The organism is Vibrio sabulosilitoris, assembly GCF_055391395.1.
On record NZ_AP029599.1, the window covers coordinates 1874817 to 1894402 of the forward strand.

General features: G+C 47.0%; 16 protein-coding genes. 7 read left to right on the forward strand and 9 right to left on the reverse strand.

Annotated elements, in window-relative coordinates:
* Positions 1-17: 17 nt before the first annotated feature.
* Genes ACZ5R2_RS08905 through ACZ5R2_RS08915 form a run of 3 tightly spaced genes read right to left on the reverse strand, consistent with a single transcriptional unit; the run spans position 18 to position 3217 of the window.
* Positions 18-1592, reverse strand: coding sequence for an ATP-binding protein (locus ACZ5R2_RS08905; protein ID WP_464901915.1), 1575 nt, complete (start codon positions 1590-1592; stop codon positions 18-20).
* Positions 1585-2862, reverse strand: coding sequence for an ATP-binding protein (locus tag ACZ5R2_RS08910; RefSeq protein WP_464901916.1), 1278 nt, complete (start codon positions 2860-2862; stop codon positions 1585-1587). The genes ACZ5R2_RS08905 and ACZ5R2_RS08910 overlap by 8 nt, the downstream gene beginning before the upstream one ends.
* Complete coding sequence (locus ACZ5R2_RS08915) at positions 2855-3217, reverse strand: PAS domain-containing protein (protein ID WP_464901917.1); 363 nt, start codon at positions 3215-3217, stop codon at positions 2855-2857. The genes ACZ5R2_RS08910 and ACZ5R2_RS08915 overlap by 8 nt, the downstream gene beginning before the upstream one ends.
* Positions 3218-3312: 95 nt before the next feature.
* Here ACZ5R2_RS08915 and ACZ5R2_RS08920 point away from each other — a divergent pair, with 95 nt between their 5' ends.
* The 7 genes from ACZ5R2_RS08920 to ACZ5R2_RS08950 all read left to right on the forward strand — a co-directional run bounded on the left by ACZ5R2_RS08920 (position 3313) and on the right by ACZ5R2_RS08950 (position 12525).
* Positions 3313-4533 (forward strand): AMP-binding protein, encoded by a 1221-nt coding sequence (locus ACZ5R2_RS08920; protein WP_464901918.1) that lies wholly within the window; start codon positions 3313-3315, stop codon positions 4531-4533.
* Between the two features lie 266 nt (positions 4534-4799).
* Complete coding sequence (locus ACZ5R2_RS08925) at positions 4800-5951, forward strand: cytochrome-c peroxidase (protein ID WP_464919404.1); 1152 nt, start codon at positions 4800-4802, stop codon at positions 5949-5951.
* On the forward strand, positions 5938-8322 hold the full coding sequence (locus ACZ5R2_RS08930) for an ATP-binding protein (RefSeq protein WP_464901920.1): 2385 nt from the start codon (positions 5938-5940) through the stop codon (positions 8320-8322). Before ACZ5R2_RS08925 ends, ACZ5R2_RS08930 begins: the two co-directional genes overlap by 14 nt.
* Entirely contained in the window at positions 8322-10184 is a 1863-nt protein-coding gene (locus ACZ5R2_RS08935) for a response regulator (RefSeq protein WP_464901921.1), read from the forward strand. Before ACZ5R2_RS08930 ends, ACZ5R2_RS08935 begins: the two co-directional genes overlap by 1 nt.
* Before the next feature lie 137 nt (positions 10185-10321).
* On the forward strand, positions 10322-10582 hold the full coding sequence (locus ACZ5R2_RS08940; protein ID WP_464901922.1) for a DUF5062 family protein: 261 nt from the start codon (positions 10322-10324) through the stop codon (positions 10580-10582).
* Between the two features lie 161 nt (positions 10583-10743).
* On the forward strand, positions 10744-10992 hold the full coding sequence (locus ACZ5R2_RS08945) for a GlsB/YeaQ/YmgE family stress response membrane protein (protein ID WP_438459598.1): 249 nt from the start codon (positions 10744-10746) through the stop codon (positions 10990-10992).
* A gap of 147 nt (positions 10993-11139) precedes the next feature.
* Positions 11140-12525 (forward strand): MATE family efflux transporter, encoded by a 1386-nt coding sequence (locus ACZ5R2_RS08950; RefSeq protein WP_464901923.1) that lies wholly within the window; start codon positions 11140-11142, stop codon positions 12523-12525.
* Positions 12526-12547: 22 nt separating this feature from the next.
* Here ACZ5R2_RS08950 and idi read toward each other — a convergent pair whose 3' ends face one another.
* From idi to ACZ5R2_RS08980, 6 genes are all read right to left on the reverse strand, one after another.
* A complete protein-coding gene (gene idi / locus ACZ5R2_RS08955; RefSeq protein ID WP_464901924.1) occupies positions 12548-13096 on the reverse strand; it encodes an isopentenyl-diphosphate Delta-isomerase in 549 nt (182 codons plus the stop codon).
* 391 nt (positions 13097-13487) lie between these two features.
* Complete coding sequence (locus tag ACZ5R2_RS08960) at positions 13488-14000, reverse strand: hypothetical protein (protein ID WP_464901925.1); 513 nt, start codon at positions 13998-14000, stop codon at positions 13488-13490.
* 60 nt (positions 14001-14060) lie between these two features.
* Entirely contained in the window at positions 14061-16196 is a 2136-nt protein-coding gene (locus ACZ5R2_RS08965; protein WP_464901926.1) for an LruC domain-containing protein, read from the reverse strand.
* Positions 16197-16635: 439 nt separating this feature from the next.
* Positions 16636-17277, reverse strand: coding sequence for a sugar transferase (locus ACZ5R2_RS08970; protein ID WP_464901927.1), 642 nt, complete (start codon positions 17275-17277; stop codon positions 16636-16638).
* Between the two features lie 33 nt (positions 17278-17310).
* Positions 17311-18483 carry a glycosyltransferase family 2 protein gene (locus ACZ5R2_RS08975; protein ID WP_464901928.1) on the reverse strand — a complete coding sequence of 391 codons (1173 nt, stop codon included), beginning with the start codon at positions 18481-18483 and terminating at the stop codon, positions 17311-17313.
* Complete coding sequence (locus ACZ5R2_RS08980; RefSeq protein ID WP_464901929.1) at positions 18480-19577, reverse strand: glycosyltransferase; 1098 nt, start codon at positions 19575-19577, stop codon at positions 18480-18482. The genes ACZ5R2_RS08975 and ACZ5R2_RS08980 overlap by 4 nt, the downstream gene beginning before the upstream one ends.
* Positions 19578-19586: the final 9 nt, after the last annotated feature.

Genomic DNA, 19586 nt, shown 5'->3' on the forward strand with positions numbered 1-19586 from the left:
GATACACCATTCGAGGGTTACCTCATTAATGGGAATAGAAGTCGAAATTCACTGCCTTGTGTTGAACTTGTTACTTCGAGTTGTCCTTGGTTTTTTTCAACAAATTGACGGCTGATCGCAAGCCCAATTCCGGTGCCATTTGATTTACCTTTTGTTATGAATGGCTCAAAGATGGACTCAAGCAGATGTTGAGGAATACCTAACCCATTATCTTTTATTGCGATAAATGCACTGTTCTTGGTGGCGCCAAGTGACACTTCGACCAGCGCATGCTCTCTTGGGTGGGTCATGAGCTCTTCTTTGGCATTAGTGATGATGTTGATCAAGGCTCGCCGAATTTGCTGTGGGTCTATCTCAACCAAAAGTGGCGAAGTAAACTTGACCTCAAGCTCAATATCCTCTGGGAAAGTAATCGATAGCTGTTGACAGAGCGTTTGAATATAAGTGTTAAGCTCAACAACCTCTGTTTGCGCTTGTTTGTCCTTGGATAGGTCAAGAATATCGTCAATAAGGGCGCGCATGTCGACACAGGCAGACGTCATCCACTCCAGCATCTCCGCTTCACTATCTTCTACCGAGGACTGAAATGTCGGCTTAATATAGTCGAGGACGCCCTCAAAGACATTCAGCGGTTGGCGTAAGTCATGGACAATGATGCTTGATGCTCGACCAACAGCAGAAAGTTCTCTTTGTTTGGCTAATCCAGCCTGCAATTTGATAGAATTTAATGCTTGACTGGCATGTTTAAGCATCAGGTAAGCGACGTGTTTAAGGTCATCACTGATTGGGTTGTTGGGGTCAATGTTGATGTAGAAACCATACTCGCCACAAGCGAAATAGAACGCGCTACTGCACTGCTTTTCACTGTGTATTTGCTGCTCGGTGAGGGCGTCAAAAAAAGCGTTAGCGGGCTCAATATCCTCATTTGAGCAGTAGACCATTTGTTTTGAGTCTATCTCCCAGACAAATACCTGTGAGTTGTGGCCATGGAAAATATTGGTGAGCTGCGGTGCGATGTAGTCAACTAGGTTGAGGCCGGTGTCGCATCGCGCTGGGATCTCGTTTACGATCTTGAGTAAGCTTTCAAGTTGCTTCGCTTTATTCCAATCACAGCAGGCTTTGGTGGCAATTTGACGAACCTCTATCTGCTCGAAGGGTTTGCAGTGATAGCCGATGTTACTGCCTAAGTCAGCGTTCAATTGCTCGAGCTTGTAATCACTATACGCAGTGACAAATACTACGTGGGCTCTATCATCATATTCTCGAATGTGTTTAATGGTTTCAAAGCCGTCCATGCCGGGCATACGCATGTCACAAAAGATGAGAGCATAAGGTTGGTCACATTCGACAGCCTGCCTGACCTTCTCAACAGCGTCTGCACCATTGCTGGAAAAATCCAGATGGCAATCAAAAATGTTTTCATTTCTGACTGGTGTAGAGGAGGGGAGATCATCAAATAGGTCACTCTCTGCTTGTAAAAGTGCATCAAGCGAGTTGTCTTGACGCTCATCTTGACCAAGCGCGATTTTGAATGCATCACGCACTGAACTCTCATCATCGATGATCAATACTCTGGAATTAAAGTTACTCATGATGTTTGCCTTTTGGAGATATAGGTAAGCTCAAGACAGCGCAGCAACCGAGGTTGGTGCCTTCACTGCTTAAGCTAAATGTGCCGCCGTGACTGTCAGCAAACTGCGTTGCGCCCAAAGTCCCTGTCCCCGAACCCTGAGGTTTAGTCGTAAAGTGACCGATGCCGATCTTGGCGGCAATATCGGGACTAAAGCCCACCCCATTATCTTGTACATGTAAGTGAACGTGTTGAGTGTCTGACTCGATAACTAGGTCAATGTTGGCCTGAGATATCTGATGATTACCGTCCTGAACACACATTGCCTCACAACTGTTTTTGATCAAATTAACGATCACTTGTGTTAGCCGTGTCTTGTCAGCCATTACCGTTGCTTGATCGGATTTATCGTGGATTGCAACCTGACATTTATGGTGTGCTATGAGTTCAGCACAAACTTTCAGGGCCTGATCAACCGAATCTGCAATCGTTATGGGCTGAGTACGTACGCCTTCTCCATCACCGACCTGGCTTTTTTGGATTTGAACGATGTCTTGCACATGTTTGACATTAATACTGATCCCGTGATGCAGGGTGTTGAAGCTTTTTTGCCGGTTAGATAATGAGGAGTGCAAAGAATCAACGAATGCACTGAGTGCGTTACCTTTTCCACTGCCTAGGGCTTGATCCAACGCAGTACATTTGGCATCAATCAACTGGTGCAGTTTGGTTAAGCTGGCTAGCTCTGGCCAGTTTTTGTCTGCGTTGAGCTTTTCAGTGCTGATGGCAATGCCGGTGACCGCATTGCCAATATCGTGAATGATGTTGGTCGCCATTTCGAGCTTGGTTAAGGCCTCTGCTCGTTGTATCTCTTGTTGATGACGCTCGTGATCTTGTTCCACTAAAATGGTGCTGTCTGAGAAAGACATCATAATATGCGTCGCCGATACTCTGACTAGCTCAACATCAAGCCACAGTGTCGTGCCATTGAGCGCATCGAGTTGGACGCGAAAAGGTGAGTAACTGCTCGATGTACTTACCGCATCGGTATTGGTGACGAAGTCATCGAGTCTATCGGCAAGGGATGGTGAGAGATCACTTGCGAGTCCAACCAGGTTGAGAAAGTCTGCCGTGGGATTAATTTGCAAAAGAAGTTGGCTCGCTTTAGCGCTCATGAGCTCGATAGTGCCATCTGCGCGAGCAAGAATGATCCCCATTGGCAGTTGGTAGATGAAGCTGAGTAACTGAGCTTCTTTCATTTCATTCACTGGGCTGACATCGATACTAGGCATCGACGCATATCCATGACTGTTGTTGCTGACGAAGAAGTCGCAGCGTGACCTTGGTCGGTTTGAGTTTATAGGTAAAGATATAATCGAGGGTTTCATCGAGCGCAGTATTATTAGCAACAGCATCATGAAAGCGCTCTGCAACCATAAAGTTATTGGTGCATGGGGCGACCTGAACAAAGAAGTTCTTCCCAAGTGTCTCTTGAGGTGAAAGCCCCGACAGTGAGGACTGATAACGGTTATAGAACTCTACGTTACCTGTATCAGTGAGCTTAATGGCACCAAAATTGGCTTGATTGATCGTTTCTTGGTTCGAGGTATTGAGGGTCTCAAATAAATTTTCTTGGGTAAAGTCCATATTATTCACCACTTTGTGAGAAGAACGTCATTGCTAGTCTAGGTAATGTTCTAATCTTTCCAAATAAAATACCTATAAAGTATGGGGACTTAAATTTGCCCAACGCATGTTTAAATCAATACTCCGACACGATACGTTTAACGACAGCACAAATTTTGCGCTTTCTTAAGCACAATACCCTTATCGAGCTTGCCGAGTTGCGTCATCAACCCCTCGATTGGCACGACAACCATACTTGGCCGGAGGATACGCCCCTCACTCAGCTTGGCATTGATTCACTTGAGTTAACGGCAATTGTGGTTCGCATCTCAACGGCGCTCCAGCTTACTCAGTTTGCCGACATCCCCAACCTAAGTGGCCGGATGAGCCTCAACCAATGGGCGCGGGCTATAGTGGAGGTGACTAACGGCGATTTTACTCAGTTTGGTTTTTATTCATCAGGGACAACAGGGCGTAAAAAACTCATCGTCCACCAAGCAAGTAAATTGATTATCGAGCTTGAGGAGATCGTGCGGCAGGTAGAAGGGCTGCGACGAGTTGTGTCCCTTGTGCCCAATTGTCATTTGTATGGCTTTATGTTCTCGCTGTTACTCCCGGAGAGAGTTGGTGCTAGCCTAGTTGAGGCACAACACTTGCCTGTGAACTATCTTACGCGCAGCCTCAAAGCTGGGGATGTGTTAATCAGTTTTCCAGATAAGCTCGAGACTTGGCTGCCACATCTAGATTGCACGCTGGAGCATGTCACTATTGTCAGCTCAACCGCACCACTGGCTTACAAGATTAAACAGTCCCTCGCTCAGTGGCGGTGTGAAGCGATTATCGACATTTATGGCTGTGCAGAGGCAGGGGCAATCGCTGTGTCCAAGTATCCGAATGCAGACTACCAATTATTGCCCTATTGGGAGGTTAACCTTGGTAAGCACCGCCTTATTCATACCCAATTACAGGGTCAGGGCTTCACGCTGCCAGATCGCTTGACCATAGATGAGCGCCGTCAACTGACCCTCAATGGTCGAACTGACCAACAAGTTCAAGTTGCAGGCATCAATGTCAGCTTGAGTGAGGTGGCTGAGCACTTAAACCAGCATCCTAAGGTTGAGACAAGTGCAGTGCGCTTAATGACTCGGGAAGAAGGAAACCGGTTAAAGGCATTTGTCGTGCTGAAATCCAATTATCGCCATGAGGCACTCAGCCAAGAGTTAGAAAACTGGTGCCAAACTCTCACTCCAGTGCAACGGCCCAAGAGCTTCGTGTTTGGGTCTAACCTGCCAAAAAACGAATTAGGCAAGCTCACAGATTGGATGGTGGAAATATGAGTAATTGGATCAAAGATAGATGATTTGTGGTGGTGGGATAATTGGAAGAACATTATATAAACAGTAAGTTCGTGTCCTAAGTTGGCTGTCTAAGACCTAGTAATACACGGTACTTTAACTGAGGACCGGGTATATTGTTGTGGGACATAAGCTAAATGACGGGTGAGAAAAATTCGTCGTTGCGGATGTAGTGCGCCAAAGCTTAAGAATTGTTTATAGATTAATATGTTCTAGATTACTTGGGATGGTGATATTAGGACGCGATTATGGGAAGTAAAAAGCTAATACTAGGATGTAGCACGATATTACTCCTCTGTATAGGGTTGTTACTATTTGAAGTGCTAAAATCATCGTCTGCTCCTGCCTATCAAGATGAGGTCGGTGCTTCACTAGTCTCAAATAATAATCAACCACTTAGCCATAGAGAATCTGGCTCCGAAAACTATCATCGCGATGCTAATACTCGCTCAGCGGATAATAGCTCAATAGGCACAGGCTCGATAGAGCTGAGTTACGTTGACCCCAGCCTACCAATCCAACCTATCTTACCAGTCGCAGACATCGAAATTGAAAAAGCGAGAGTCGGCTGGTTTTTATTCAGGGATCCGGGGCTGTCTTCAAACAGCCAAGTCAGCTGTGAGAGTTGCCATAATCTTCAAACCAACGGTGCCGAGTTAATACCCGTATCGCTCGGTGTTCATGGGGCAGGGCAGCGTAATTCCTTGACGGTGTTTAATGTCGTGTACAACTATCGGTTCTTTTGGGATGGCCGGGTAAATTCATTGGAAGAGCAGCTAGATGGCCCAGTACACAACCCCGTTGAAATGGACAGCAACTGGGAAGACATATACGACTACGTCTCTCAGTCTGACAAATATCAATCTCTATTTTCTGATGCAGGCCTTGAGATCAGTATCGATACGATTAAAGGGACAATAGTTGAGTTTGAGCGAGCTTTGACCACACTTAGCGCGCCTTTTGATCGCTATTTAGCGGGTGAAGAAGAGGCGATCAATTCATCAGCTGAAAGAGGCTGGCAGGCATTTCAGTCTGAGGGATGCATTGCGTGTCATCAAGGAACTAATGTCGGTGGTGGCCTGGTGATGCGCTTTGGCTATTTTGGTCAGGACAAAACAGGCAGTGAGCGAAGTAGTGATTTAGGCCGGTTTACTACAACGTCGAAACCCGAGGATCGACACCTGTTTCGGGTATCCAGTTTGCGCAATGTCGCTGATACCGCCCCTTATTTTCACGACGGACAAACTCAGCAGCTCACTGACGCAATAAGAATCATGGGCCAGAGCCAACTGGGTAAAGAGTTGGATGAAAGTACCATCGAGGATATTTATCAATTTTTACTGACACTCTCCGGCCAGCGTCCAGCGATTCTCGAGGAGTTTGAACATGAAAATGATTAGAGGACTCTATATCGGGCTGGTCATCTCACTCTGCACTTTACTCGGTTTGACTATACTCCATTACTTCGAATATAAGACAATCACACATTATCACTCCACTGTAACAACGCTTGGACATGAGTTGGTGGCGACCCGAGACGAAATCACGTTGCAGTCGATTGAAGGGATCAGCTCGCCTTACGAGCTTAATCGCTCAATTGTCGCGATGGAAAAAAAGGTTGCTTCATTGGAGTCGGTTTTTAGCCAAGATATCACTGAGCAGTTGTATTTCAATCGTTTAGAAATCTATGACGTACTGAGCTCTTTCCATGACTCTGGCCTTGATGTGGCGGATGCGCTTGATCATTTAGTGGGAGTCATTGTCGCAAGACATTCAGTGCTATCGTCACTGGATCGCCCGCAAACCAGTCACAATGGAAACACCCTCAACGCGAGTATTTTGTTGGAGGCATTTTTGACTCGAGATGGTCAGGCGGGGTTTGAAGATCCAAATATCAAAAGAATTAGCAATATATTCAACGGTTTAAGTATGCAGCAACGCCAGCTATTTTCGGTCGTTCTCTCGGGTAAAAACGCCGAATTTGTCGAGCATGCCGAGCGCCAATTAACCGATATTTCGGCTGAAGTGCGCGATAGGGGCGCCCTATTGCTGTTTGTTTCGACGGTCAATGTATTCGTTATCCTGCTGTTAGTAGGGGTACAGCGTAGCCGTGAATTGCGACGCAATAGCTTGGCTTACCAAGAGTCGGTTGAAAAATCCGAACAGGCGAGTAAAGCCAAATCTTTGTTTTTGGCAACCATGAGCCATGAACTTCGCACCCCAATGAATGGGGTTATGGGGTTAGCGGAGTTGATTCGAGAACAATCCAATGAGATTGAGATCAAAAAGCACGCACAAACAATTGTTGAGTCGGGTGAGCATCTAGTGATCTTGCTTAACGACATTCTGGACTTTTCAAAAATTGAACAGGGTAAGATGACGCTTGAATCATGCGAGTTTAGCATGGCGAGTGTGACCGAAAGTATCGAAAAATCGCTGCGTCCAGTGGCGAGCAATAAGTCTATTGCTTTAAAGATACACAACCTGATCCCAAGCAGCATTGAGTTGGTTGGCGATCCCGCACGCTTGCGTCAAATTCTGTTTAATGTTGTAGGCAATGGGATTAAGTTCACTCATAGTGGGGAGGTGAGCTTAAGCATTATTCACCATCAGGTCAGCCGGAAGAACATTGAGATTAAAGTCACTGACACCGGAGTCGGCATTGAGCGAGAGCGATTAAACAGTATCTTCAATGCATTTGAGCAAGCAGAACTATCCACGACCAGAAAGTTTGGCGGTACCGGATTAGGCTTATCGATTGTTAAGAAGTTGGTTGATCTGATGGATGGTGAGATTGAGGTCTTCAGTCAACCCAATGTAGGGACTGAAATGACGATTATGCTCACGCTACCTATCAAGTTGATAGAACAAGTCCAAGTGACAGAGCAGCCAATATCGAACCTGGCTGAGTCCGATATGCCACTAGCTTCCTCTCCGTCCTCTTCAAACACTGATACCTTGAGGGTATTAATCGCTGAAGACAATCGATTGAATGCTCTGGTTCTTAAAGAGTTTTGTCACAATGAAGGCTATTCCGTGACCCTTGCTAGAGATGGTTCCGAGGCGATAGAGGTGCTCAGTAAAGAGATCTTTGATTTGATTTTGATGGATAACCATATGCCAAAACTCAATGGCATAGAGGTGATCAGTCATATTCGTCACAAGCTTAAACTCGATACCTGCATTTTTGCTTGTACTGCAGACGTATTTAAAGAAGCTCACGATCGTTTTATTGATAGCGGGGCGAACTTTGTCTTAACCAAACCACTGCAAGTATCCAGTCTCAAACGGGCGATCAGTCGTCACTATAGCGCGATAAGAGGTGGACAAGCGGTAAGTAGTCAGAGCAATGTGGTGCACTTGATACGTTCACCTGTGGATACCTTACCAATGACGGAAGAGGAGATATCAAGCTCAGCCATACTCAGTGATGGTGCGCTCGAGCGCGAAGAAAAGCTAGACCTGTTAGAAACATTTATTCAAGAGGTTGAGCAGAACATTGAGAAGCTGATCAACGGCTACACGGAGTCTTCGGCAGACAAGATTTTTCATACCCTACATTCAACTAAAGGAATTACGGCAGAGTTCGGCATGCCGGAAGTATCACAGCTTGCAGAAAAGTGTGAGATAGAGGCGCGTAGCGGCACGATTCCCGCGTTAGAGGAGTTGCAAGTTTTGGTCAATTTGCTGCTCATTAATGTTCATCAAGCCCATCGACTCAATGCTGAGTATGCTGGCGCTCGTCAATCAGGCAATGGAGAACGGTCATAATGAAGGTCATGATGTGGTTTAAAGTTGTTCCGCTTACAGTTTGGCTATCTGCATTGTCACTAGGCGTGCTGGCGGTAGATTTAAGCATTCCATTGGGTGTAGCCGCTGGTGTGCCGTATGTCACTGTGGTTTTGCTTTCGTTGATGTCAAAGCAGCAAAATACCACGATTGTTTGGGCAACAATTTGTACTGTGCTCACGCTCGTTGGCTATTACGCATCGCCAATCGGCGGAGAAGTGTGGAAGGTGGTGTCTAATCGGGTGCTGGCGATTTATGCGATATGGGCGGTTGCTATTGTGTCTTTGGTACTCAAAAAGCGTGCGACTGAAGTGGTTAAGTTGGAGGCGGATCTCATGCTTGCCGATTTCCGCTCGACTTTAGGGCTGGTAGCTGAGCATACGCGCGATGCGGTGATTATAACCGATAGTCAGGGTGGAATAACTTGGGCAAATCACGCATTCACTGAACTATCGGGCTATACACTTGCAGAGGTTATCGGCAAGAAACCTGGTGATATGCTGCAAGGAAAAGACACCTCGATAGTCGAAATCAAGCGCCTGTCTCAGGCGATAAAGCAGGGTAAGTCTATCTCCAGCGAGATAATAAATTACACCAAAGAGGGGACTCCCTACTGGATTGATATTTCTATCTCGCCGGTACATGAGAATGGCGAGCTGACGCGTTTTATTGCCGTTGAACGTGATATTACCGAGCGTAAGACGTTAGAGATTAAACTAGAGCAGGAAAGAGTGCTCGCTGTCGCCGGTAGTGAGCAAAGAAGCCGACTGTTTTCTTTGTTACACCATGAAGTGGTAAAACCAATCAAACACTTATCCGTGCTGAGTGACAATATGCACTCTGCAGAGGATGTCGATGAAATCAAAGCCACTAGCGTGCAGATCCAATGCCTTACTCGTTGTTTAAGCTTGATCACTGATAATTTGTCAGCATTGGCCGAAGTCGATGTGGATAATCTTACCTTGGAGCGTCAGACAAATGCGCCTCGAGAGTTCATGGATACGGTAGGCAATAAGTTAAAGTTGTTGGTCGAGGCGTATAACCTGCCCTTTAGCACTGATATCGATGATGCTATTGAAGGGTTGAAGGTTCGCAGTGACCAGCGCGTGACCGAAACGTGTTTGATATTCTTGACCCTTCTCGCCGTGTCCAAAAGCCATCCAAGAGAGCTATCAATGAGGGTGCGGGCGCATTTTAATGACGACGACGTTGCAATGTGCTTTGAGCTTGCTGTGAAAGATGATGGCGCGATCAGTCAGTTTATTGATCAGCTGAGCCACTACCCAGATCAGAGTAACAGAAGCCTTGAGGCGGGATTGTCTGCTGGCTATGAGTTGGTCACTGCTTTATTGAGCGCTTCGAACGGTCGCTTGTCAACGTATCACGATGGTGAGTTGAGCAGAATAGCGATGCACGAGCGTTATGAGGTGGTGGAGAGGGCAAAAGCGAGCAGTGATGGGGAACTGAAAGTACTCATAGCGGAAGATAATAAGGTTAATGTGATTGTATTGACCAAACTGCTGAAATCACTGGGCTATGAATCGATAGATGTCGCTGCCGATGGCCAAAAGGCGGTCGAAATGGCGCAAGATAGTTTTTATCAGTTGATCTTGATGGATAATCATATGCCGAACATGACAGGCTTAGATGCGACCAAGGTAATAATAAAGGATAAGCAGATCGCTTCGATTGTAATTGCTTGTACTGCGGATACTGGCTCAGAGGCAAGAGCGGAGTTCTTTGCTAATGGCGCGAGTGATGTGATTTATAAACCAATCAAGAAAAATGTGCTGGATAGGGCGATCACGGATGCGTTTGATAAAGCAAACAAGGTGTCAGCATAAAAACGGTAAATCACTTGTCAAATCTGGGTCCCACTTCCTTACCCGGGTTATTGACCTAGATCTCGCTAACTCGTTACAGTGGCATATGAAGTGAGGGTAGTGGAGCCTCACTCTTTGACTGACAAAATGGTGAGAGTATGTCCAAGACGGCTAAGTTATATAACGAAGATAAGCTACTAAAAAAGGCGTTAGAGGTCGGGCTAAAAATGGCCAAAATGCAAGGCTTTGAGCTACCAACCACGCCAGCCCCAACCAAGATTAAAGCCGTCTATCTATTTTTAGTTGAGGTAAATCAAATCACGCCTCTACCAAAAGATAAGCTCGATGGAGCCCACATTAAAAAGCGCCTCGCCTTATGGATACACAGTGTCCTGCCAGATGGCGACCCCTTAAAGTAAGATTTATTGTTTACAGGCTTGTTGCACCCGTACACTATACTCCTCGAACCTCGAACCTCGAACCTCGAACCTCGAACCTCGAACCTCGAACCTCGAACCTCGAACCTCGAACCTTGTTTTATCGTCTATGCTTATGGAGTTCGAATAATTAGGAGTCTCCCATGGGTATATTTTCTTGGATTATCTTAGGTTTGATTGCTGGCGCTTTGGCAAAGTGGTTGATGCCGGGGAAAGAGGGTGGTGGTTGGATAGCCACGATGCTTCTCGGGATCGCTGGTGCATTTGTCGGTGGTTTTCTGGGTGGATTCTTGGGATTGGGAGGCGCGACAGGTGTCAACATTGGTAGCATCATCACGGCCACAATAGGCGCGTTTGTTTTGCTGTTTGTTTACAACCGATTCTTTAGGTAGCGTTAACCATGGTGCATGTATGTTGCAGAGTACAACGTTTAACAGCCTAGTCTAGCTAACTGCACTTTGTTACTTATTGAGTGATCACTCGACAAGGTACTGGGGTTTCGTCATAATCTGGCGCCCCAAGTATTGTAGTCTTTGATCATGAGCCAAATTGCCACCACCTCAATCACTCGAACCTTCTATCGTTACCTTCTTCCTGCCGTTATTGGAATGCTGATCAAGTGTGCCTTTATCTTTATTGACACGCTGTTTATTGGTCGCCTAGTTGGCTCAGACGCATTAGGTGCAGTCTCTTTGGTGATTCCGTATTTTTCTGTCTTTACCGCGGTAGCGATGATGCTTGGTATTGGTGGGGCGACCTGGATGTCGATTGAACTTGGTCAGCGAAATCGAACCAAGGGACAAGGCATTTTTTCACAGACCATGTCGTTTGCTCTCGGCGTATTTGTTCTCTTGTCGGCAATGTGCTGGTGGACACTAAACCCGGTGTTAGAGCTGATGGGGGCAGAGGGCGCAATCTTCGAACTCAGCCGTGAGTATATGGTGTTTTTGCTGCCGTTTCTCACCGGCTATGGCATGAATTGGGTACTATCGAGTTTTATCCGTAACGATAATAACCCCAAGCTGGCCATGATAGCGATGATCAGTGGCGCGTTGGTGAACATCGTTTTCGATGCACTGTTTATCTGGTGGCTTGATATGGGTGTTGGCGGCGCAGCATTGGCGACAGGGTTATCACAGTGTGTGATGATTGCCATTCTGTTAACGCATTTCTTTACTCACACAAGCCTACCACGATTGGTGCTACGCCTCGCTCTACCTGGTCGCAATACCATAATCAGAGTGTGTCAAATAGGCACGCCAAGTCTATTTATCGAGCTGGCATTAACGGTCACTATTGTCGTATTCAACGTGGTAATGCTGAACTATTATGGCGAGGATTTTCTGATAGCCTACAGCTTGAGCCTCAATCTTGGCGTGTTTGCCCTGTTTATTTTGCTAGGGATTTCTCAAGCGATCCAGCCACTGATCAGTTATAACTTTGGTGCGGGAGAGTATCTCAAAGTCAGACAGAGTCTCTATCTTGGTTTAATGTTTGCTGTCATAACAGGACTCACTATGGCGATTATCGCATTGTGTTTTGCCGATGAAATTGTTGCTTGGTTTATTGTCGATGATCAGGCGCTTGCGACGCTGTCCAGTGAGGCGGTGCGTTGGTACTTTTATAGTGCACCGATTATGGCCGCCAATATTATTGTTTCCACCTACTTTCAATCATTAGCTAAACCAAAGCAGTCCTCTGTATTGTCGCTGTTACGTGGTCTGGTGTTTGTTCTATTAGGGCTGGTACTTATTCCCGCTACTTTTGGACCAAACGCGGTGTGGGGAGCATTCGTTTTTGCTGAATTGATGACGGTCGGCGTGAGCTTTTGTCTGATTAGAGGTCACGATCAACGTAGTGAGGACAATCATGATGGTTGTGTTATCCCTCCCGCAATCGGTGAAAAAACACCGTTGGATGCTTGAACGTTCTCAACGCAGTGATGGATTAATCCACTGGCGCTTGGTTTTTGAGTGTCACGAGGATATCGCGCAGATGAACGGGTTGCAGAAATACCTTAAACCATTCAGTGAATGTTTCTGGTGAGGCGATCATCTGTGCTTGGAGGGTCTCTAAGCTTACATATGAATGGTCTGAGACTTCATCAGGGTTGGGCTGGATAGGACCGTTATACCGCCCAACAAATAAGTGATCGAGCTCATGCTCCCACAAACCATCGGCTAGTTTAGATTTGTAGATAATACTTTTGACTGGGTGTAGCGTTAAGTCGAAGCCCATCTCCTGTTGAATGCGTCTGTGCGCTCCGGCTAAGTATGTCTCACCCATACAGGGATGGCTACAGCAAGCGTTAGTCCACAGACCCGCTGAGTGGTATTTGGTTCCGGCTCGCTTGTGCAGCAACATTCTGTCTTGATCATCAAAGACAAAAACAGAGAATGCTCGATGCAGAGCCCCTTTGTGATGTGCTTCGAGCTTTTCCATTTCGCCAAGTATGTTGTCTTGCTCATCGACCAATACAACTTGATTCAAATTCATGTAAACCACCCAACACTAACGCTGATATCCATGTTTGATAATAGCTGGAGATTGTCTACTTACAACCAGCATTATTGCGAAACAACGCCCTAGTATAACCTTGAAGAAAGCGTCAGTCATCTGACTAATCTCTACGATAAACTGTCTGATAAGTAAGTTGAAATGGGGGAAATTGAACCTGATAGAGTGCGTCTTCAATCAAGCGAATTATCCAATTATTGATATGGCCTGAAATGTCGCGAATGATGACTTCAGTGGCGATACTTGACCGAGTTTCTACTAACAGACTTCAAGCCATGAAAGAAAGGGATCGCAGCCGCGATCCCTTTTGGTTCAAATCGATGTAAACCTTGGAGACGGTTGTCAATTTGTATCGAGATATGAGAGGTCATTAGTAAACGACGTTTGGGTCGGTGACAGTAAACTCTTGCTGAATCGGGTCACTGCCATCATAAAACCACACTTCAGCGAGCAGGCTCTGAGTACCTCTGGCGTAGGTGATCTCAATCTCTCCCAGACCCGCGCTAAGCGCCTGTGCTGCCACTTTGTGGTTGTTACTTGGGGCGAAGTCACCACTGTCGGTCGCATCATACTGACTGTAGATGGAGACATAGGCCCGCTCGCTTGAAAAGCCGCTTACGTCGATGCTCACCGTCATGTTTTCAATCGGGTCGTAGTCAAAGCCGTGCGGTACGCTAAGATCTTGCATGGTGCGCTCGGTCCCGGGTTGGTTTGCTGTCGATTCGACGACTTCGGTCTCTATCACTTCTTCTTCAGTCTCTACCGCTTCTTCAGCAGGTTGCTGGGCTGGGGCAGAGCCACCACCGCCACCGCCGCCGCCACCACAACCGATAAGAGCCAAACTGGTTAGAAACGCTAGGGTAAGGTTATGATAATTACGCATGGTGTTGTCCTTTGTCTTCAATTCGTTATTCATCGTGTGCGTTGATTTTTGTATCGCAGATTATTCGTAGATGTTGCCATTTACAGCATTGCTAAGTTCGTGCCAGTTTGTCGCTTGTCCTCCGGCACTCTCAGCGAACTCAGCAAACAGTGGATAGGCTTGAACCAGGTCAGTACGCTCGGTTGGCCAGTGCCACTCTTCTGTGATAAGCAGTGCCCACGGTAGGTTTTCAGCTGTCTTAAAGTAGATACCTTCGTCTGGTGAGCTGGCATCCACGCCCAGGTTCCATAGTGCGTCCTGGTTGAACTTCTCCGTTGGCGCGTAATCGGGTAGGTGGACTTCCCATTGACGACCTGGATGCAGTGGTAGCCCTTCACCATGGTAGTATCCCGGAGTCGCAAAGATGAATGGGTCGTATGGCATACCAAGCATGTTGGAAGTGTCTGTACCTTGGTCGATGGATACATGCAGCTCAAACATAAACAGCTCATCCTCTTTACAATCTAACTGGGTGCGGTGATATGCACAGTTGCCAGTTTTCAGTGCCGTTAAATTAGGCGAGACGATAAAGATGGCCTCGTTGCTATCAAGCTCTAAACCGCTATCCTCAAGCTGGACATCATTATGGAACTGACGTGTCTTGTCTTGGTCTATCTCGTCGCGTTGAACGCCTTGCAATCTAACTGCAAAGCCGTTTTTGTAGTCTGCACCGGTAGCACCAAGGCGTCCCTTGATATACGCACGCTCAACGTTGCCATCGCGCAGGATTTCAGAAATGCGATAGTGCATCACGACATCGTTCATGTCGTAATCAGCGGTGTAAGGCCAGTTATCTTCGTAGGCGAGGGTGGCGTAGCCATTTTCACTCGGGAAGTGGCGTACGGTGATGCCTTCTGCTGTGACGGTCACTGGGTGATCTTCTACCTCGCCAGAGGTAGCGCCACCGAAGTAGTCAAGACCTTGTTGCTGGCTAAAGCGGAAGCGGCTCCAGGTCATACCCGGCTCGGCGTTGTAGTCAACGTTAAACACTATCGACTGTTCACCTGCGTCGATCAACTGGTCTTGAATCACGTGCTCACCTTCATCATCAAAATCACCATCTTGGTTCCAGTCGAACCAGGCAGTAAGGTAGCCTGAGCGTGAGGCGTTAACACGGATGACGGAATCTAGACCTGGCTCAATAGCAGTGACAAAGTTAATACCATCTTCATCATCAGTGCCAACAGTGTCGTCACTCAATGGCGAAATCAGTCCATCTTGCTCACCGTCTGGCGCTTGTGTACCAAGGTAGGTGCCATCAATTTGGTGACGAGGACCGTTGTTGTTCAGCGTGGTTAGATAGCTGTCTGGCGCATCACCAAAGTCGATGGTGGAGTCTTCATCAATCAATGGCGCGTTAGCACAGCGCGCGCCATCGTTTTGACCTGAAGAAGGACCCTCGGCAAATTTAACCGCGCTAACATTGCCATTGTCGATGTCGTCTTGGCTGCCTAGATTGATGCGGAAGATAAAGCCATCATTGTTGCGAGAGAGGTATAAATTACCGTTCACATCAAAGTAGCCTGCACCAAAGGTGCCCGTCACGCCGGTATCACCAATTACGGTGGTGTTGCCATTGTCAGGGTCGAATTGGTAAAGCATACCGGTTTTGTTATCCACACCGTAGAGGTTGTTGTTACCAGGGTGGAAGGCAAAGTCAGTCAGGTTAACAGAGGCTTGCGAGGAGATTTTCACTACCTCCAGCACTGCCTGAGGGTCGCTATCGAGCGGCGTTAGGTCAATCTTGAACAAGCCCTTGTTTTTACGATACAGGTAGTAGGTTTTGTTAAATACGTCACCCACATAGAAGGTGTGGTCGGTTGGCAGACCAGATGTGTAGATGTCTTCAACCTGGAAGTCTTGTCCTAAGCGAACAATTTTCTTGTTGGTGGTGTCGTAGCCATAGATATAGCGGCTGTCAAAATCGAAGCCGACGCCATTGATGTTTGCATCTGTCCCAGTGTCACCTTGAAGCAGAGATGACTGACCGGTAACCAAATTCACCCCATAAACCTGTACTGGCTTAGACTGAAATAGGTAGGCTTTACTCGGGCAGCTATCAAACGGCGCTGCCTGAACTGTATAGGTTTGAGCCATAAGTGCTAGCCCGATGAATGTTGACGCTTTACTAAGGTTAAATAGTGTTGAGTGGCTCATAACCGCTTCCTTTTGGTAATTAGATTTAATTGTTGATATACCTAGGTAATGCGATTGCTGTGCCAACTTTTAAGTGTGTGTTTTAATTGAATTTAAATATAAAATCAGTTGCATTTCAAATTTGATTCTCAATCTGACTAATAGAAAGAACCACCGACACTCCACTTTCTGTCAGATTGAGAAATCACCCAATCCATAAGCCAAAGACAAACTAGAACTCACACAAGGCCTGAAGATGCTTAAGGCATTAACAGCAAGCACCATAACACTCGTTGCTCGGAACGAAGTGTAACTCGAACCCCGAACCTGTCTTTTCCTCGCATCTCGCAGCGCAGCGATCCCGCCTCTCGCCTCTCCCCCCAGGGGCGGGGGAAAGAAAAAAGCCCAAGCAAACTTGGGCAAAATAGGAATATCGAAGTTGTTATCAATGTCTTTAGTTTTATTGACCGCGCCCATCAACCATCACGGCCACAGTGCGGAACATGATAGACAAGTCTGTTTTTAGCCAGTTCGAGAGGCTGCTGTGAGATAACGCATAACTGTGGTCGTAACCCACCTTAGAGCGCACATCTTCAATACAAGTGTCATAACCTTGGTTGACCTGAGCAAGCCCCGTGATACCAGGCAAAACGCCATAGGTACGGTCGGCAAAAAAAGGAATTTCTTTTTCCAAAATAGTGTAGAAGGCTGGGCGCTCAGGGCGAGGGCCAATCAGTGACATATCACCGCGGATCACGTTGAACAGCTGTGGCAGTTCATCAAGACGCGTTTTTCGCAAGAAGCGTCCAACAGGCGTAATACGTGGATCGTTTTCAGTTGCCCAAGCAGCACCTGAACGCGCTTCAGCGTCTTGGTACATGGTGCGAAATTTAATGATGCTAAACAACACCATATGATCAGGCGTCGATTTACCAACGCGAGTTTGAGTGTAGAACACCGAGCCTTTTGAAGTGGTCACAATCGCCAAGGCAATCAGTGGGAATAAAGGCAGGAAAAGCACAAGACATACTAATGAAATGCTAAGGTCGAACGCGCGTTTGCTTAGGCTGACTGCTGGGCTGGTGTTGGCTAGAGTGTACATAATCAAATCCTTGTTGAGCGTTAAATTAGGTTGTTAAGCTTGGCGTTTAGCAAACAGGTAGCGAAGACCACCAATCAGGTTTGCTGTGTGACCCATCAATACATAGTGGATCAACTGACAGACTTTTATTTTGTTGATCGCGGGTACCAGCGCGCTAGCAATGCCGACCAAGTAGATAAACACTTGTATGCAAGTAAGAAGCCAAAAAATCGGCATTGAACTTAATAGAGCACTACTGACCAGTGCTGTCAGCATCAAATATGGGGTCATCAGGCGTAAACCCTTGCCAGAAAAGAAAGCGAATGCGGTGCGCTTGAAGCGTGGGTGGAGCAATTTTGCCAGCACCATAATCTGTTGCATGTTGCCCGCTGAAATGCGCAGTCTGCGGGCAAAGTCATCATCTAGGTTGGTTGGCTCCATCTCAGTGGCAATCACGTTGTTGTCATACACTGACTGGTAGCCTTGGCTCACTATTTCCATTGGAATAATAAAGTCATCGTTGATGATGCTCGAACCCAATGGGGTAAAGAGCTCGCTGCGGAAAATATAGAAAGCGCCGTGTGCACCGATGGCTGTTGCCATTTTCGCTTCCGCAAATTTCATGTCACATTGGTACTGCCAGTATTTTTCTTCACCGACCGAGCCTGATTGGTAGAGAATGTATTGACCGTTCACTACACCCACCTCTGGGTTCTCAAAATGACGCTCAGCAATCAACAGGGCATCGATAGAGGTAATCGCAGACACATCACTGAACGTGGTGAGATCGGTTTTTACCTCTTGCATGGCGGCGTTTAGCACCGCAACTTTGCCGCGGTTTTGTTGGCAATCATGGATAACAAACAGGGTATCTGCACAGGTTGCCTCTTGAATGGTTTCTTGGGCGATTGCCACCGTCTTATCCGTGCAACCGTCACAGAAGATCTCGATACGTAGCTTGTCTCGTGGGTAATCAAGCATCGCAAGGTTGCGAATTTTCTGTGCGATCCACTGCTCTTCGTTGTAAGCAGGTACAATCACGGTAATAGAGGGTCTGAAGTGATCGTTATGGCTGAAGCTAAAGCGACGTTCGTTACCTTTCTTGACCTGTCTTGCACGGTATTTGCTGTAGAGCTGTAACAGAAGCGGGTAGCCTACATGGTGGTAGGCGATAAGCAAAAAACTGATACAAAAGGTTGCTAAGCAGATCCATTGCCATGTACTCATGCGGCCTCTCCTTCACGCGCTAGAACATCATATTGGGCCACCATATGGCGAATATCGTTATTGGCCACCACATGGTCGCGTGGTGACTGCTGATTTAAGCCAGCGGCTTTTTGCTCAAGGCCCAGTGCGAGCGCGATAATGCGATTGGGTTTAACCAGAGCCCCGGTGTGTGGGCATAAAGTTTCACTCGATGAGCCAACATCCGTTACAACGGTGTGGATACCGCAGGCTTGCGCTTCCAGTGCCGTAAGCGGGTAGCCCTCATGACGTGATGGAAGGCAGAACACATCTAATGCCTGATAAAAGCGCGCCATATTATCGACTCGGCCCAACAAGCGGACGCGATCTTCGAGGTGAAGCTTAGTGATCAGCTTGGTAAGTTCTTCTCGTTGACTACCGTCACCAGCAATCACGAGTTTGATGTGGCTGGGTACATAACGCATCGCTTTGATCAGCACGTCGTGGCCTTTAACGGACTCTAGTCGCCCGGCGCTGCCAATGACGATGTCATGGGCATCAATCGCAAAATCCAAGCGGGCAGATACTTTAGAGCCTGGCTTAAAGCGACTGACATCAATGCCGTTGGGGATACAGCTGAGTTTTGGGTACTGGAACAGTTTATCGAGTTGCTCACCGACACGGAATGCATCCGCGACTAGCTGTGGTTGGACATGTTTAAGCAGCATCGACTGCATCAGTTGACTTTTGCGCTTGCTCAGGTGCCACACATCATGTTCAGTGTGCAAACGAACCGGCACCTTAGCATGCTTAGCCGCGGTTCCGCCGTACAGAAGAGGGCCAATGTGATGAGTGTGTACCACGTCCACCTTCATTGCGCGAAACAATCTAACTAGGTCGTGGTAGACATGGCCTTGAAACCCAGGGGCTTTGTTAAGGAAAACCAAGTTGTCTTTGTGCGCAGCAAGTTTAGGCCAGTTAGCGATTGCTTGATGTTTGGTGCCTTCAATACTGACCACATAAACCTCGGTACCTGGTTGAGCAAAGGTCATAAAATCCAGTACTAGGCTTTCAAGACCACCAGGGGCAAGATGCTGTACAACGTGAAAGATGATTTTATTGTTAGAAGTCTTCATGGTTGATCC

Coding starts and splice junctions, on each gene's coding strand:
- ACZ5R2_RS08905 (WP_464901915.1), bottom strand. CDS start 1,592: ATGAGTAACTTTAATTCCAGAGTATTGATCATCGATGATGAGAGTTCA.
- ACZ5R2_RS08910 (WP_464901916.1), bottom strand. CDS start 2,862: ATGCCTAGTATCGATGTCAGCCCAGTGAATGAAATGAAAGAAGCTCAG.
- ACZ5R2_RS08915 (WP_464901917.1), bottom strand. CDS start 3,217: ATGGACTTTACCCAAGAAAATTTATTTGAGACCCTCAATACCTCGAAC.
- ACZ5R2_RS08925 (WP_464919404.1), top strand. CDS start 4,800: ATGGGAAGTAAAAAGCTAATACTAGGATGTAGCACGATATTACTCCTC.
- ACZ5R2_RS08930 (WP_464901920.1), top strand. CDS start 5,938: ATGAAAATGATTAGAGGACTCTATATCGGGCTGGTCATCTCACTCTGC.
- ACZ5R2_RS08935 (WP_464901921.1), top strand. CDS start 8,322: ATGAAGGTCATGATGTGGTTTAAAGTTGTTCCGCTTACAGTTTGGCTA.
- ACZ5R2_RS08940 (WP_464901922.1), top strand. CDS start 10,322: ATGTCCAAGACGGCTAAGTTATATAACGAAGATAAGCTACTAAAAAAG.
- ACZ5R2_RS08945 (WP_438459598.1), top strand. CDS start 10,744: ATGGGTATATTTTCTTGGATTATCTTAGGTTTGATTGCTGGCGCTTTG.
- ACZ5R2_RS08950 (WP_464901923.1), top strand. CDS start 11,140: ATGAGCCAAATTGCCACCACCTCAATCACTCGAACCTTCTATCGTTAC.
- idi (WP_464901924.1), bottom strand. CDS start 13,096: ATGAATTTGAATCAAGTTGTATTGGTCGATGAGCAAGACAACATACTT.
- ACZ5R2_RS08960 (WP_464901925.1), bottom strand. CDS start 14,000: ATGCGTAATTATCATAACCTTACCCTAGCGTTTCTAACCAGTTTGGCT.
- ACZ5R2_RS08965 (WP_464901926.1), bottom strand. CDS start 16,196: ATGAGCCACTCAACACTATTTAACCTTAGTAAAGCGTCAACATTCATC.
- ACZ5R2_RS08970 (WP_464901927.1), bottom strand. CDS start 17,277: ATGTACACTCTAGCCAACACCAGCCCAGCAGTCAGCCTAAGCAAACGC.
- ACZ5R2_RS08975 (WP_464901928.1), bottom strand. CDS start 18,483: ATGAGTACATGGCAATGGATCTGCTTAGCAACCTTTTGTATCAGTTTT.
- ACZ5R2_RS08980 (WP_464901929.1), bottom strand. CDS start 19,577: ATGAAGACTTCTAACAATAAAATCATCTTTCACGTTGTACAGCATCTT.